This window comes from Campylobacter concisus, from assembly GCF_003048375.1.
In the GTDB taxonomy this organism is placed as follows: Bacteria; Campylobacterota; Campylobacteria; order Campylobacterales; family Campylobacteraceae; genus Campylobacter_A; species Campylobacter_A concisus_T.
In genome coordinates this window covers 1060095-1073614 of the sequence record NZ_CP021642.1, presented here as the reverse complement: position 1 = coordinate 1073614, position 13520 = coordinate 1060095, and the positions used below count along the sequence as shown (strand labels likewise).

Genomic DNA, 13520 nt, shown 5'->3' with positions numbered 1-13520 from the left:
CTATTCCTTTTTTAAGATTATTGTCGTGCTAGTTTTTTCATTGAAATATCTATTTGCTATCTCTTTTAAAAGCTTGGCATCTATCTTATCTATATTTTTTTCAAGCTCGTAAAGTGGCTTTATATCGCCTCTAGCAAGGTATGAGCCGTATAAATTTGCCACCTTGCTCGCGCTCTCAAATGAGTAGATAAAATCAGTTTTTATCAAATTTTTAACTCTTAAAACGTCCTCTTTATCTATTGGCTTTCTCTTTAGATCATCTATGATCTTTAAAATTTCAGTCTCAACCGCGATAGCCTCGACATCTGGGTTGCAAACTGCTAAAAATATAAATAAATTTTCATCAACGCAGCTCATGTTGTAAGCGTAAATTTGATTTACAAGCATTAGCTCATCGACAAGGCGCTGCTGTAAAATTGAGCTTTTGCCAGTGGCTAGGTATTCGCTTATCGCATTTAGCCCCACTTGATCAGCGTGTCTGAAGTCTGGAATTTTATATGCGATAGCTAGCATTTGCGTTTGGCTATCTTTGTAGATGATAGCTCTTCTCGCGCCGTCTTGTTCAGGCTCTTTGCAGTGTAGTTTTGGGATAGCTCTTTTGTTTTTTATGCCGCTAAAGTTTTTCTTAGCTAGCTTAAATGCTTCGTCTTTGCCGATGTCGCCGCTTATCATCAAAATGGCGTTTTTTGGCTGATAATATGTAGCGTGAAATTCTTTTATATCAGCGATCTTCCAGTTTTCGATATCTTTTATGAAGCCTATCGGTGTCCAGTGGTACGGGTGGTAGATAAATGCGTGGTTGTAGAGCCTAAAGTAGAGGTATCCCATAGGGTTGTTGTCTGTTCGCCACCTGCGCTCTTCGTGCACCACCTCGCGCTCTGGCTGAAATTCTTTATCTTTTAGGCTTAAATTTTTCATAAGCTCGGCAAAAAGGCCTAGCGTTTTGTCTAAATTTTCATTTGAGGCTTTTATAAAGTAGTGAGTGTAGTCAAAGCCAGTGCTTGCGTTATTTACGCCGCCAAAGCCTTTTACGATCTCGTCAAACTCGCCTGCGCGTAAGTTTTTGGTTGATTTGAAATTTAGATGCTCTAGCATGTGAGCGATGCCACTTTTGCCCATCACTTCGTTTCTAGAGCCAACTTTGTAAAAAACATCGACGCTTATCACTTTTGAACCAAGATTTACCGGCACGTGATAAATTTCAAGTTCGTTGTCTAGTTTAAATTTATTAAATTTTATCAATCTCTTGCCCTCTATTTTTTAACGTTTGCGCCGACTGCTTTGCTGATAGAGGCAAAGCCATCTTTTTTTAAAAGCTCTAAAATTTCTAAATTTATATCCCTTGCGATCATCGGCCCTTTGAAGATAAAGCTTGTAAAAATTTGGACTAAATTTGCTCCCATTTTTATGCGCTCATAAGCCTCTGCACCGCTATCTATGCCGCCACACGCGATAAGCGTCGTCTTGCCATAAAGCTCGTCTGCTACGGCTTTAAAGATATCTTTTGACTTTTTGGCGATCACCTTGCCGCTTAGTCCGCCAAAATCCTTTAAATTTGATGAGTGAGAGAGCGAATAATCAACGCTTGTATTTGAAACAAGCACGCCGCTAGCGCCGTTTTCTACCGCGCAGCTACAAAGCTTGATCGCATCTTCGTGGCTCATATCTGGAGCTATTTTAAAGATGATCGGCTTTTTAGTGAGAGGCAAAATGACGCTAAAAAGCTCTTTTATAAAGCTCTCATCTTGAAGCGCTCTTAAATTTGGCGTGTTTGGCGATGAAACGTTTATGACAAATGTATCGCAAATTTCGCTAAATTCTCTTACTAAAATTTCATAGTCTTTTATCGCGTCTTCGTTTGGTGTAACTTTGTTTTTACCGATGTTTGCCCAGATCGGTATGGTAAAAGGATAGATCTTTTTTACTCTATTTTTGATAGCCTCACAGCCTTCGTTGTTAAAGCCCATCGCATTTTGGATGCTCTCTTCGTCTATGAGCCTAAAAAGCCTTGGTTTTGCGTTGCCAGGCTGCGGTTTTGGCGTAAATGTGCCAAATTCTAAATGCCCAAATCCAAGAGCCGTTAGCGCCTCAAACATCGTGGCGTTTTTATCAAAGCCGCCAGCTATGCCAACTGGGTTGTGGTAGGTGCTTGAGAATAAATTTTGTTTTAGCGCATTGTCATCGACCACGCATTTGTGCGCTAAAAAGCTTAGCGAGCCAGGGAAGATTTTATTTGCCCCAACCATCGCGACTTCAGCGATCTTGTGGGCAGTTTCAGGATCAAATTTGAAAAATATAGATTTTAAAGTATTGTAGTTTAAGCTCATTTTAACCTCTTTAAAATGCCTAAAATTTCTGCAAATCTTAGCAAAAATCGCCTTAAACTAAGGCTTTGCCCTTAAGTCTTGCATAAATTTCATTTCTCTTGCTAAGCTCCTCGTCGCTTCCACTATCAATGATCTTGCCATCACTTAAAACCGCGATCTTATCGGCATTTTCAACCGTGCTTAGGCGGTGAGCGATGACAAAGATGATCTTCTTGCTTCTTAGATTATTTATCGCCTTTGTGATCTCTTTTTCGCTCTCATTATCAAGTGCTGATGTAGCCTCGTCAAAGATGAGAATTTGTGGGTTTTGATAGAGCGCTCTAGCTATGGCGATACGCTGTCTTTGGCCGCCTGAGAGGTTGGTGCCAAATTCATTTAAGATAGTGTTTATGCCATCATCAAGCTTGCTTACAAATTCGTAAGCATTTGCTAGTTTTAGTGCGTTTATCACGGCATCTTCGTTAAATTCTCTGCCGTAAGCCACGTTTTTAGCAACTGTGTCGTTAAAGATATATACGCGCTGGGTTACAAGGCCGATGTTTTGGCGAAGTGAGTGAATTTTGATATCTTTTAAATTTATACCATTTATCAAAATTTCTCCGCCATTTACATCGTAAAATCTCATAAGCAAATTCATAAGCGAGCTTTTTCCGCCGCCACTTGAGCCAACAAGGGCTATAAATTCTGACTTATTTGCCTCTAAATTTATCCCTTTTAAGACCTCTTTGTCGCCGTAGCTTAGGCGGACGTCGTTAAATTTGATCAAATTTATCTCTTCGTTTAGCTCTTTTTGGCCATCTTTTATCTGGCTTACCTTATCCATCAAGAAAAAGGTCCTCTCGCTTGCTGCGATGGCGTCTTGCATCTTGTTGTAGATATTTACGATGCGTTTTAGCGGAGTGTAGAGCATGAAAAGCGCTGTTAAAAACGAGAAAAATGCACCCATATTTATATGCCCGTCGATGACGTCTTTGCCGCCTATTATTATAACAGCTGCCACGCCTATTGAGCCTATGGTCTCCATTAGCGGGCTTACTAGCTGCTCGATCTTTACGCTTTTTAAATTTAGCCTAAAAAATTTATTATTTTCATCAACAAAGCGTGAATGCTCGTATTCTTGGGCGTTATTTGCTTTGATTATCTCGATATTTGTAAAAATTTCACTAAGTGCAGAGGTGATGTCAGATGTTTTTTCTTGTGACTGCTTTGAAATTTTTTTCATCCTTTTAGCAAGGCGCGAGATCGGATAGATCGCTACTGGCATGACAACAAGGGCGAAAAATGCCAGCTTTGGACTTTGATAGACAACGACGCAAAGAAGCCCGATGATAGTTATAAATTCCCTCGTAAGTTCAGGGATCATGCTTGAGACTATCGATCTTATGCGGTCGATGTCGTTTGTCGTTCTGCTGATTAGCTCGCCAGTTCTAAATTCATTGAAAAAATCCATATCTAAATTTAAAAGGTTTGCAACCATCTTTTCGCGAAATCTCCTAATCGTATCTTGCCCGATATATGCCGTAAAATAGGCCTGCATGAAGGTTCCGATGTTTTTTATAACGTAGATCGCGATGATGGCGCAAGGCAAGATGTAGAGCAACTTTTCGTTTTTCTCAACGAAAATTTTATTTAGCACAGGCTCAACGAGATAGGCACTTACCGCCGTTCCGCCACTGGCAAGACCCATGCCGATGATGGCAAAAATAAAGTGTGGGATATAATCTTTAAAATATGGACCAAAGCGCTTTAGCACATCTTTTAAGCCAAAATTATTCATTATTTCTCTCCCAAACCGCGCCATTTGGCGTATCCATGATAGAGATATTCATCTTTGCTAGCTCATCTCTTATCTCATCAGCCCTTGCGAAATTTCTCTCTTTTTTAGCTACCGCGCGCTCATCAAGCAGTTTTTGGATATGCTCTTTTTGCTCGTCACTTACGCCAAACTGAAAATACTCCACATAGTTTGTGATAGCAATGCCTAAAATTTCGCCTATAAGACCCAAATTTGCTAACACTTCAGCCTTATAAGCTTTATCTTTTGGATTATTATCAAGTCTTTCATTTGCCGTTTTTACAAACTCATCGACGCTTGCAAGCGCCTTTGAGGCGTTTAGATCATCACTTAGCGCTTCAAGTAGCTCGCTTTTAAAGCTCTCGTTTATAGCACCTGCTTGCACGCCATCAACCCTTTTTTTGAGGCGGTAAATTTTATCAAGTCTCTTTTTTGAAGCTACTAGGTCTTCATCTGAATAGTTAAAATGCGCCCTATAATGGCTTGTAAGCAAGTAATATCTAAGCACTTCGCCATGAACGTTTTTTAGGGCGTCCTTTACGAAAAAGCTGTTATTTAGGCTCTTGCTCATCTTTTCGTTATTTACTTTTATAAAGCCATTGTGCATCCAGTATTTGCTCAAATTTTTGTGATAGGCACATCTGCACTGGCTTGCCTCATTTTCGTGGTGCGGAAAGAGTAGGTCGATGCCGCCAGCGTGGATGTCGATCTCAAATTTATCATTTTCTTTGTCGCTTAAAAACTCCCTTATCATCGCCACGCACTCGGTGTGCCAGCCAGGGCGACCCTTGCCAAATGGGCTCTCGTACCATTTTTCGTCAAATTTCCAAAGCACGAAGTCTTTTTCATCTCTTTTCTCGCCAAAACTTGCCACACGCGCGATTAGATCGGTGTTATTATCCTTACCGCTAATGCTAAAATAGCCACTATCCTTGCTCGTATCAAAGTAAATTCCATCGCTCGTCTTATACGCCACACCTCTATCCATAAGCACCTTGATGTAGCTAATGATCGCCTCCAAGCACTGCGTAGCCTTTGGTTTAAAGTCTGGATCAAGCACATTTAAAGCGCCCATGTCGCTCTCGTAGTGCGCTATATATTTGTTTGTGATCTCCTCTAGGCTTTGGCCAGTTTGCGCCATTTTATTTAAAATTTTATCGTCGATGTCGGTGTAGTTTCTTGCAAATTTGACCTTGTAGCCAAGCGCTTTTAAGACCCTTCTTAAAAGATCAAAGCTAACGGCTGACTTTGCATGTCCTAAATGCGCGTCGTCATAGACCGTTGGGCCGCACAGGTAGATGCTAACCTCGCCATCTTTAATAGGGCTAAACTCAACCTTTTCTCTTTTAGAAGTATCAAAAATTCGCATTAAATATATCCTTTAAAAATGTTAAACCAAAATAGAGCAAAACCGCCAAAATAGCGATAGCGGCTATAAATTTAGGCTCGATTATAGCTAAAAATCGCTTAGCTCCAAAGGCTCTTATATATAAAATAAGCTGTAAAAATCCCCCGAGCGAGCTTGCAAATGCAAGGCCGGCAGCTCCAAATTTCTGCATCAAAATGACTGCTAGGATCAAATTTATCACAAGGCAGATGATAGAAATTTTGGCTGCCTCTTTTTGCTTCATATTTGCATAGAGCCAAAGTGAGAAAATTTTAGCCAGTCCAAATGGCGTGAGCCCCACCAAATAGGCACTTAGCACCTTGGCGCACTCGGTCGTGTTTGCCCTTACGAAATTCCCTCTCTCAAACAAGAGCCAGATGATAAACTCACTTAGCACAACGCCTGCGATCGTGGCTGCTAGCAGGGCGCAAAGAAGCAGGTAAAAGCTCTTTTTCGTCCAAACTAGGGCGTTGGCTTCATCTTTTTGTTTTAAAAGCCTAGTGATCTTTGGAAAGAGTGCCTGAGAGAGCGCGATCGCAAAGATAGCAAGTGGGAGCTGGAAAATTCTATTTGCATAAAAGAGGTAGCTTATCGAGCCGCTTACTAAAAAGCTAGCTAACCAAGTGTCCATAAATGCGCTTATCTGCATCGCACTTGAGCCAAGCAAGCCGTGGTAGAAATTTATGAAAAAGCCTTTACCCTGCGCTCTTTTGCCCTTAAAATATCCGCTTAGACCGCCCCAAAAAATTTTATTTAAGGCGTTAAATTTCATAGCGATTAGATGCACCAAAACCTGCAAAATGCCGCCTGCAACGACGCCAAAGCTAAGATAAAGTGCGACCACGCTCTCGCTCTTGCCACGAGCCAAAAGTAGTGAAGCGATCATGGCTAAATTTAGCAGTGCAGTAGAAAACGCAGTCGTTGCAAAGTGCCCTTTATACTGAAGTAGTGCCCCCATGAAAGTGACGATATAGACAAGGGCTAGATAGTAGAAATTTATGCGCACAAGTGGCACTGCGTCTGTGATATTTTGCTCGCTCAAGCCGCTTGCGATGATCTTTATAAAGTAAGGCGTAAATAAATTTACAAGAAGCGTCAAAATACCTATAAAAAGTAGAAATTTGATGAAAATTTCAGCCTGAAAGATCGCTTTTTTCTTGTTATTTGTAAAATTTGGCAAAAATGCCTGTGTAAAAGCGCCCTCACCAAAGATACGGCGAAATAAATTTGGTATCTTAAATGCTATAAAAAAAAGGTCGCTAAATATGCCAGCACCAAGGATAGAGGCCGTCAAAAGGTCTCTCATAAGCCCTAAAATCCTTGAAGTCATGATGCCAACTGAGTTTGAAAAAAAGCCTTTTATAAACATCGCCCACCTAGTAAATTTAAAACGCAATAGTAACAAAAGATGCTTTAAAGCTTACATAACCCAAATTTAATAAAGTTTTAGAGATAATAAGAGCCAAAATTTTATGTGAAATGGATCAAATTTGAGCGAAAACGTGCAAGAAAACGAGAGATTTTTACCGCCAACGCAAATTCAAACTTCAACACCTTATCTATCGCTTAAAGAGCTAAGCAAACAATACAGCGTGCCGGTAGAATTTGTGGATTTTAGGCTTTCAAACATCCTCACATACTATAAAAATAAAGATAACGTCGAGCCAGTTTTTGTCCCTGAAGAAAATTTAAGCTTTTTTGATGACAACACATTTTATCTTGACGAGACGCTAGAGATCGAGCAGGTCTATGACGTGGAGTTTTTTGACGTGAGGCTAAATGCCACGCCAAAGCTACCAAAGATCGACATCGGCGTAAATTCAACCATAACAAAGGTCATCGCAAAGGTTAGAGCGAGCAAAGAGTGCGAATACGAGCAGCACTACGAAGATAAGCTTTATGAATACATCGCAAAGCAGCTCATGAAAGCTCAAATTTTAATAGGCATAAGGATCGGCAAGCTAAAAGAGGAGCTAAAGCAAATCGCCTCGATAATCCACGTAAAAGGCGAGCTTGACAAGGACTACACGCTAAATTTAACCCAGGGCATCAACCCTAAAAAAGCGATCGACGCAAAGATCATCTACTACTACAAAGATAAGCTTGATGATATAAAAGAAGAAGATAAGGTTGATTACGCTGATAGGGGCTTTGTCTTTGGCGTGGCAAAAGATGAGCTTATCATGGAAGAGAAAAAGTCTCACGAAGGGGCAAATGGACGCGACGTAAGAGGCAAACTTATAGAGGTGCCAAAGCCAAAAGAAGATAGTGAAAAAGAGATAAGCATAAGCGAAAATATCGAGCGCGTAGAAAATGATGAAAGTATAAAATATATCGCTAAAAAAGCAGGCTACGTGGTCGAGAAAAACGGCTCTTTTGATATAGAAGAGCGCATAGAGATAAATGAAGCAAATTTTAAAACGACTGGCTCGATCCAAGCAGGCACCGACACAAACGTCACATTAGTAGTTCGTGAGACTGACACTATAAAAGATGCTATCGGCACTGGCATCATCGTGGAGGCTGACGAGATCGAGGTAAAAGGAAACGTCGGCGCAAATGCGATGGTCAAAGCAAATGATGTAAATATCGGCGGTCAAACTCACCAAAAGGCTAAAATTTACGCCAAACACGCCAAAATTTCTATCCACATCGGCAAGGTGGAGGCTGAAAGCGTCGAGATAGATAGGCTTGAAGGTGGCACTGTCATAGCAAAAAGAGTAAAAATTAATAGCGTAGTTGGTGGCTCTATAACAGCTCAAAATATCCAGATAGACACACTTGGCTCAAACTGCACCATCACAGCCTCGCATCTAATCGACGTTAGATACCTAAGAGGCACTGATAATAAATTTATCATTGACGCTAGCAAGATGCCTGAGAGTGTGGAGGCTACGCAAGATCAGCTAAGCAAGATCGAAAGCACCAAGTCTGAGCTGGCTACGCTTCTAAAAAACATAGAGAGCAAGAAAAACGTCATCAACGAGAACAAAGACTCGATCTATACGATAAAAGCTAAGATCGAGGAGCTCTCAAAAGCCAAAGTGATACCGCCAGTTACGTTTATGAAAAAGCTAAAAGAGTATCAAGGGCTCGTTAATGAGTATAACACCTTGCTTAGGATATTTAAAGAGAAAAAAGAGCTTTTGGCTGATCTAAAAGATGAGCTTGAGATCATGCAAAATGGCATATTCTCAGCCAAAGTGATAAACAGAGGCAACTGGATCGAGCTAAATGAGATAAGGTTTGTCATCGTCGATCCTCCGCAAAATGTCACCTACATCTCGAAGCAAAACGAGACCGCCCACGTCATCACGCTAGATAAATTTGATAACGGCGGCGAGGTCGAATACAAGATCAAAAAGTCAAACAAACTTGAAGACTACGCGGATATAAATTTCATGGAACAAAAGGTCAAATGATGATAAAAGCAATCGAAGGCGTCGTTACAAAAAAAGAACCCGCATTTGCCATACTTAAGATAAATAGCGGCGTAAGTTATGGGATTTTCATCTCGCTTTTTTGCTCAGCAAAACTTAGTAAAGGCGAAAAGGTCGAGCTTGCCATAACGCAGGTCATAAGAGAAGACGCAAATTTACTCTACGGCTTTTTAGACGCAAACGAGCAAAAGATGTTTGAGATGCTTATCAAGCTAAATGGCATCGGAGCTAGCACAGCGATGGCGGTTTGCTCAAGCCTTAGCTCGCAGGCATTTACAAACGCCATAATAAGTGGCGACGCAGACACCTTTAAAAGTGTGCCAGGCATCGGACCAAAGACAGCTAGGCGCATAATAGCCGAGCTAAGTGACGCTAAACTTATAAACGATGAGAGCGTGCCAAGCTACCAAAATGAGGCGCTTTTGGCACTTGAGGCACTTGGCTTTAAACGTGAGAAGATAGTGAAAATTTTGCCTGATTGCAAGAGTGAAAACACGAGCGATCTTATAAAAGAGGCACTTAAAAAACTAGGATAAGGATAAAAAAGATGAATTTAGGCGTGATATTTGGGGCAAAGAGTTTTGAGCATGAGATAAGCATAGTAAGCGCGATAGTTTTAAAAAACGTCCTAAAACAGGAGCTAAAATTTATATTTTGCGATGCAAATAGGGACTTTTACTTGATCGAGCAAAAAGATATGAGGGCAAATTTCTTTAGCTCTGGCAAATACAAAAACTCAAAGAAGCTATCTTTAGCAAAGGGCGGCTTTTACGCGCACTCGCTTTTTGGCGCAAACAAAGTTGAATGTGACGTCATTATAAATTTGATCCACGGTATGGACGGCGAAGATGGCAAGATAGCGGCACTTTTTGACTTTTACGGAGTCAAATATATAGGTCCAAGGCTTGAAGCAAGCGCGCTTAGCTACAACAAAGAGCTTACTAAATCTCTAGCACAAAAGGCTGGTGTAAAGGCGCTTGACTATGAGATGCTAACTCGTCAAAGCGAGCCAAAATTTCACTATCCTATTATATTAAAGCCAGCAAGGCTAGGCAGCAGCATCGGCGTGAGCGTCGTGCATGATGATAGTGAGCTTGCCTACGCAAAAGACGTGGCGTTTGAATTTGACAAAGATGTTTTGGTAGAGCCCTTTATAAAAGGCGTCAAAGAGTACAACCTTGCAGGCTGCAGGATCGATGGAAAGATCAAATTTTCTATCGTCGAAGAGCCAAAAAAGAAAGAATTTCTTGACTACGAGCAAAAATATCTAAGTTTTTCAAACGAAAACAAGGTAAAAGAGGCGGAAATTTCTGAAGAGCTAAAACAAAAGCTTAAATTTAACTTTTCTAAAATTTATGATTGTGGATTTGACGGAGCGATCATTAGATGCGACTTTTTCGTGATAGATGACGAGGTCTATCTAAATGAGATCAATCCAAACCCAGGAAGCCTTGCAAACTACCTATTTGAGGAGTTTGAAAGCACGCTAAATGCCCTTGCAAACTCACTTCCAAAAGAGCGTGAGATAAAGATTGATTATAAATTTATAAACTCGATCACTTCGGTAAAAGGTAGCGGTAAGCTCTAGGCTATTTAGCGATATATAAAGTAGTTTGTGATATTTTACGTAAAATTTTACATAAAGAGCGACAATGGTAACTTTTACAAAAGATGAAATTTATACAGCAACCGAGGTGGTTAGAAATTTTAGCTCAGTGCTTTCACGTGTGGGAGCTAGCGAGCTAAAACGTGCTGTCATCGTTAAAAACAATAAATTTGAAGCAGTCCTTTTAAATATGGAGGAGTATGAGCGCCTTTGTGAGGCTGTAAGCGTGCTTGAGAGCATTTATGCTGCTAAAAAGAGAGAAAACGATGGCGAGTAGGGCAGTCAAATACGGCTCAGACGAGTATGAGATCAGCTACGAAGTAGTAAATCCAAAATGCAAAAAGGTAGTGCTCTTCTTGCACGGCTGGGGCGCAAACAAAGAGATAATGAAAAAGGCTTTTGGGCACTATCTAAATGACTTTTGCCACGTCTATATCGACATGCCAGGCTTTGGCAAAAGCTCCATTTTTAAGCCCTTAAGAACAAGCGACTACGCAAAAATCGTTGCAAATTTCTGCGCTGAGCTTGGCATAAAACCAGACATCATCGCAGGACACAGCTTTGGCGGTAAGGTCGCAACGCTTCTAAAACCACCATATCTAGTGCTTTTAAGCTCTGCTGGTATAGTTGTAAAAAAGCCATTTATCGTGCAAGCAAAGATAGCAATTTTTAAAATTTTAAAGATATTTGGCTTTGGTAAATTTTATAAACTCTTTGCCACAAAAGATGTGAGCGGCATGAGCAGAGTGATGTATGAAACCCTAAAAAACGTCGTTGATGAGGATTTTACAAAGCATTTTGCCGATTTTGGGGGCAGGGCTTTTATATTTTGGGGTGAAAATGACAAGGCAACGCCTGTAACAAGCGGCGAGAGCATAGATAGACTTATTAAAAATAGCTCATTTTTCCCGCTTAGTGGCGATCACTTTTTCTTTTTGCTCCACGCTAAATTTATAAGCGACGAGATAGAAAAAGGGATAAATTTTGAGCCAAATGAAGCAAAAAATGTCGTGCTAGATGACGATGAGAGCGGGATCGAGGAGATAAGATGAGTATATTTTTAAGTCTAAGCACAGTTTTATTTATCTTTGCGCTTGCTTTTTATGTGATCACTTGCTTTCAGTGGTTTTCATATAGGCCTGAGCGCGTGCTCTTTCACTTCACAAAGCCTGCTTGGCACGTCCTTTTCTTCATCGTGCCTTTGGTGCTATTTTACACGACTGGCAAGTGGTTTTTTATCTATTTTTACTTTGCGCTTTTGCCAGCTCTTTATCTTTGGCATAAAAAACTTGATAAAAAGCTAGTCTTTACTGGCAGGATCAAGCACTTTTTTGCCATCCTTGCTTGCGCTATCATCTTAAACTACGCTTTAAATTTCATCATCCACAAGGCGTTTTTGGCTCCGATGCCACTTTTTGTCTTGGTTGTGAGCCTATTTTTTAGTGAAATTTTAGAAAAGATCAAATTTCAAGGCTTTAAAAACAGGGCGCTTAAAAAACTTGGCGCAAACAAAGAGCTAAAGATCATTTTAATCACCGCAAGCTACGGCAAAACGAGTATCAAAAATTTCTTATTTGAAATTTTAAAAGATAGCTTTGTCTGCTATAAAACGCCTCGCAGCGTAAATACAATGGCCGGCATCATCAAAGATATCAATGAAAATTTAAGTGAGCAAACGCAAATTTACATCGCAGAAGCAGGCGCTAGACTAAAGGGCGACATCCTAGAGATCACCAAATTTCTAAATCCACAAATCGTCATCGTTGGCGAGATCGGCGCGCAACACATTGAGTACTTTAAAACGCTTGATAATATCCGCGCGACAAAGCTTGAAGCACTTCAAAGCGCTCGCTTGCAAATGGCATTTTTACATAGCTCGACAAAAAAAGAGCCAAGCCAAAATTTAGAAATTTACGATGAAAACCTAAAAGATATAAACGCAAATTTAGATGGAATTTCATTTACGCTTGATGGCAAAAACTACGCCTCGCCGCTACTTGGTAAATTTAACGCTACAAATTTAGCCGTTTGCATCAAGGTCGCAAGCTACCTAAAAATGAGCGATGAGGCGATAAAAGAGGCGCTATCTAAGATGAAAAACGTCGAGCACCGCCTAAGCAAGATCGAGGCTGGCGGCAAGCTGATAATCGATGATAGCTTCAATGGAAATTTCTCAGGCATGAGCGCAAGCTACGAGCTAGTAAGCACCTACTCTGGTAGAAAAGTGCTGCTAACGCCTGGTATCGTCGAGAGCGATGCGGAGCAAAATGCAAATTTGGCCAAGGTAATAAATGAAATTTTCGACCTCGTCATCATCACAAGCTCGCTAAACGCCCAAACTCTGCTAAAACACATCGTAAAGCCAAAGATCATCATCCTAAAGGACAAGAACAAAATGCAAGAAATTTTAGCCCAAAACACGCATGCTGGCGATCTTATACTATTTTCAAACGACGCACCGAGTTTTATATGAAAAAGATAGTTTTTTTAGCTCTAATCTTAAGCTTAGCCTCAGGCTTTGACATCGATGACTACGATAGGGGTAATGAGGCTAGAAATGCCGGAGACTACGCAACTGCGTATGAAATTTTTTACGATGGTTGCGAGCAAAAAGATGTGCTTTCGTGCGAGGCTTTGGGCGATATGTTTGTAAATGAAGAGATAAACGAGCAGATGGATAGTGATCTAAAAAAGCACTCAAATATCGAGCTTGGCGTGAGTTATTTTATGAAAAGCTGCGACCTTGGCTATCAAAATGCCTGCGATGACGTGATGAGCCTAAGGGACGATCTAAACATCACTCTGCCTTCTGGTGTCTACGAAAACGCCAAAGCTAGATATGATGAGCTTTTTGAAGAGTTTAAAGAGCAAGAAGCAAATAAGACTATGGAAAATTTAGAAGAGCAAAAGGCTAAAAAATAGTCAAATTTGACTTTGCAGGCAGGCTAAATTTCACATCAAATTT

The 13520-nt window shown here is 40.6% G+C and carries 12 protein-coding genes; 7 read left to right on the top strand and 5 right to left on the bottom strand.

Annotated elements, in window-relative coordinates:
- The 5 genes from CCS77_RS05305 to murJ are packed head-to-tail and all read right to left on the bottom strand — an operon-like array spanning nt 1 to nt 6878.
- The gene (locus CCS77_RS05305; protein ID WP_107916790.1) at nt 1–1242 is read right to left on the bottom strand and encodes a M16 family metallopeptidase; all 1242 of its coding nucleotides are present in this window, start codon (nt 1240–1242) and stop codon (nt 1–3) included.
- Between the two features lie 11 nt (nt 1243–1253).
- Nucleotides 1254–2327 (bottom strand): quinone-dependent dihydroorotate dehydrogenase, encoded by a 1074-nt coding sequence (locus CCS77_RS05300; RefSeq protein WP_107916789.1) that lies wholly within the window; start codon nt 2325–2327, stop codon nt 1254–1256.
- A gap of 52 nt (nt 2328–2379) precedes the next feature.
- On the bottom strand, nt 2380–4104 hold the full coding sequence (locus CCS77_RS05295; protein WP_107916788.1) for an ABC transporter ATP-binding protein: 1725 nt from the start codon (nt 4102–4104) through the stop codon (nt 2380–2382).
- Nucleotides 4097–5491, bottom strand: a complete 1395-nt coding sequence (gene cysS, locus CCS77_RS05290) for a cysteine--tRNA ligase (protein ID WP_107916787.1) — start codon at nt 5489–5491, stop codon at nt 4097–4099. The genes CCS77_RS05295 and cysS overlap by 8 nt, the downstream gene beginning before the upstream one ends.
- A complete protein-coding gene (gene murJ, locus CCS77_RS05285) occupies nt 5478–6878 on the bottom strand; it encodes a murein biosynthesis integral membrane protein MurJ (RefSeq protein ID WP_107916786.1) in 1401 nt (466 codons plus the stop codon). Before murJ ends, cysS begins: the two co-directional genes overlap by 14 nt.
- Nucleotides 6879–6999: 121 nt before the next feature.
- Here murJ and CCS77_RS05280 point away from each other — a divergent pair, with 121 nt between their 5' ends.
- The 7 genes from CCS77_RS05280 to CCS77_RS05250 all read left to right on the top strand — a co-directional run bounded on the left by CCS77_RS05280 (nt 7000) and on the right by CCS77_RS05250 (nt 13477).
- Nucleotides 7000–8931 (top strand): flagellar assembly protein A, encoded by a 1932-nt coding sequence (locus CCS77_RS05280; RefSeq protein ID WP_107916785.1) that lies wholly within the window; start codon nt 7000–7002, stop codon nt 8929–8931.
- Nucleotides 8931–9485 carry a Holliday junction branch migration protein RuvA gene (ruvA, locus tag CCS77_RS05275; protein WP_107916784.1) on the top strand — a complete coding sequence of 185 codons (555 nt, stop codon included), beginning with the start codon at nt 8931–8933 and terminating at the stop codon, nt 9483–9485. The genes CCS77_RS05280 and ruvA overlap by 1 nt, the downstream gene beginning before the upstream one ends.
- Nucleotides 9486–9496: 11 nt before the next feature.
- Nucleotides 9497–10537, top strand: coding sequence for a D-alanine--D-alanine ligase (locus tag CCS77_RS05270; protein WP_107916783.1), 1041 nt, complete (start codon nt 9497–9499; stop codon nt 10535–10537).
- A 64-nt stretch (nt 10538–10601) separates the two neighbouring features.
- Nucleotides 10602–10832 carry a type II toxin-antitoxin system Phd/YefM family antitoxin gene (locus CCS77_RS05265; protein ID WP_002942153.1) on the top strand — a complete coding sequence of 77 codons (231 nt, stop codon included), beginning with the start codon at nt 10602–10604 and terminating at the stop codon, nt 10830–10832.
- The gene (locus CCS77_RS05260) at nt 10822–11607 is read left to right on the top strand and encodes an alpha/beta fold hydrolase (protein ID WP_107916782.1); all 786 of its coding nucleotides are present in this window, start codon (nt 10822–10824) and stop codon (nt 11605–11607) included. Before CCS77_RS05265 ends, CCS77_RS05260 begins: the two co-directional genes overlap by 11 nt.
- Nucleotides 11604–13028: a Mur ligase family protein gene (locus CCS77_RS05255; protein ID WP_107916781.1), complete on the top strand. Its 1425-nt coding sequence runs from the start codon at nt 11604–11606 to the stop codon at nt 13026–13028. Before CCS77_RS05260 ends, CCS77_RS05255 begins: the two co-directional genes overlap by 4 nt.
- Nucleotides 13025–13477: a hypothetical protein gene (locus CCS77_RS05250; protein ID WP_107916780.1), complete on the top strand. Its 453-nt coding sequence runs from the start codon at nt 13025–13027 to the stop codon at nt 13475–13477. Before CCS77_RS05255 ends, CCS77_RS05250 begins: the two co-directional genes overlap by 4 nt.
- The last annotated feature ends 43 nt before the right edge of the window (nt 13478–13520 follow it).

Bases quoted from the DNA above. Each gene is read 5' to 3' on its own strand.
- CCS77_RS05265 (WP_002942153.1), top strand. From the start codon at position 10,602: ATGGTAACTTTTACAAAAGATGAAATTTATACAGCAACCGAGGTGGTT.
- CCS77_RS05260 (WP_107916782.1), top strand. From the start codon at position 10,822: ATGGCGAGTAGGGCAGTCAAATACGGCTCAGACGAGTATGAGATCAGC.
- cysS (WP_107916787.1), bottom strand. From the start codon at position 5,491: ATGCGAATTTTTGATACTTCTAAAAGAGAAAAGGTTGAGTTTAGCCCT.
- CCS77_RS05270 (WP_107916783.1), top strand. From the start codon at position 9,497: ATGAATTTAGGCGTGATATTTGGGGCAAAGAGTTTTGAGCATGAGATA.
- murJ (WP_107916786.1), bottom strand. From the start codon at position 6,878: ATGTTTATAAAAGGCTTTTTTTCAAACTCAGTTGGCATCATGACTTCA.
- CCS77_RS05295 (WP_107916788.1), bottom strand. From the start codon at position 4,104: ATGAATAATTTTGGCTTAAAAGATGTGCTAAAGCGCTTTGGTCCATAT.
- CCS77_RS05250 (WP_107916780.1), top strand. From the start codon at position 13,025: ATGAAAAAGATAGTTTTTTTAGCTCTAATCTTAAGCTTAGCCTCAGGC.
- CCS77_RS05300 (WP_107916789.1), bottom strand. From the start codon at position 2,327: ATGAGCTTAAACTACAATACTTTAAAATCTATATTTTTCAAATTTGAT.
- CCS77_RS05255 (WP_107916781.1), top strand. From the start codon at position 11,604: ATGAGTATATTTTTAAGTCTAAGCACAGTTTTATTTATCTTTGCGCTT.
- ruvA (WP_107916784.1), top strand. From the start codon at position 8,931: ATGATAAAAGCAATCGAAGGCGTCGTTACAAAAAAAGAACCCGCATTT.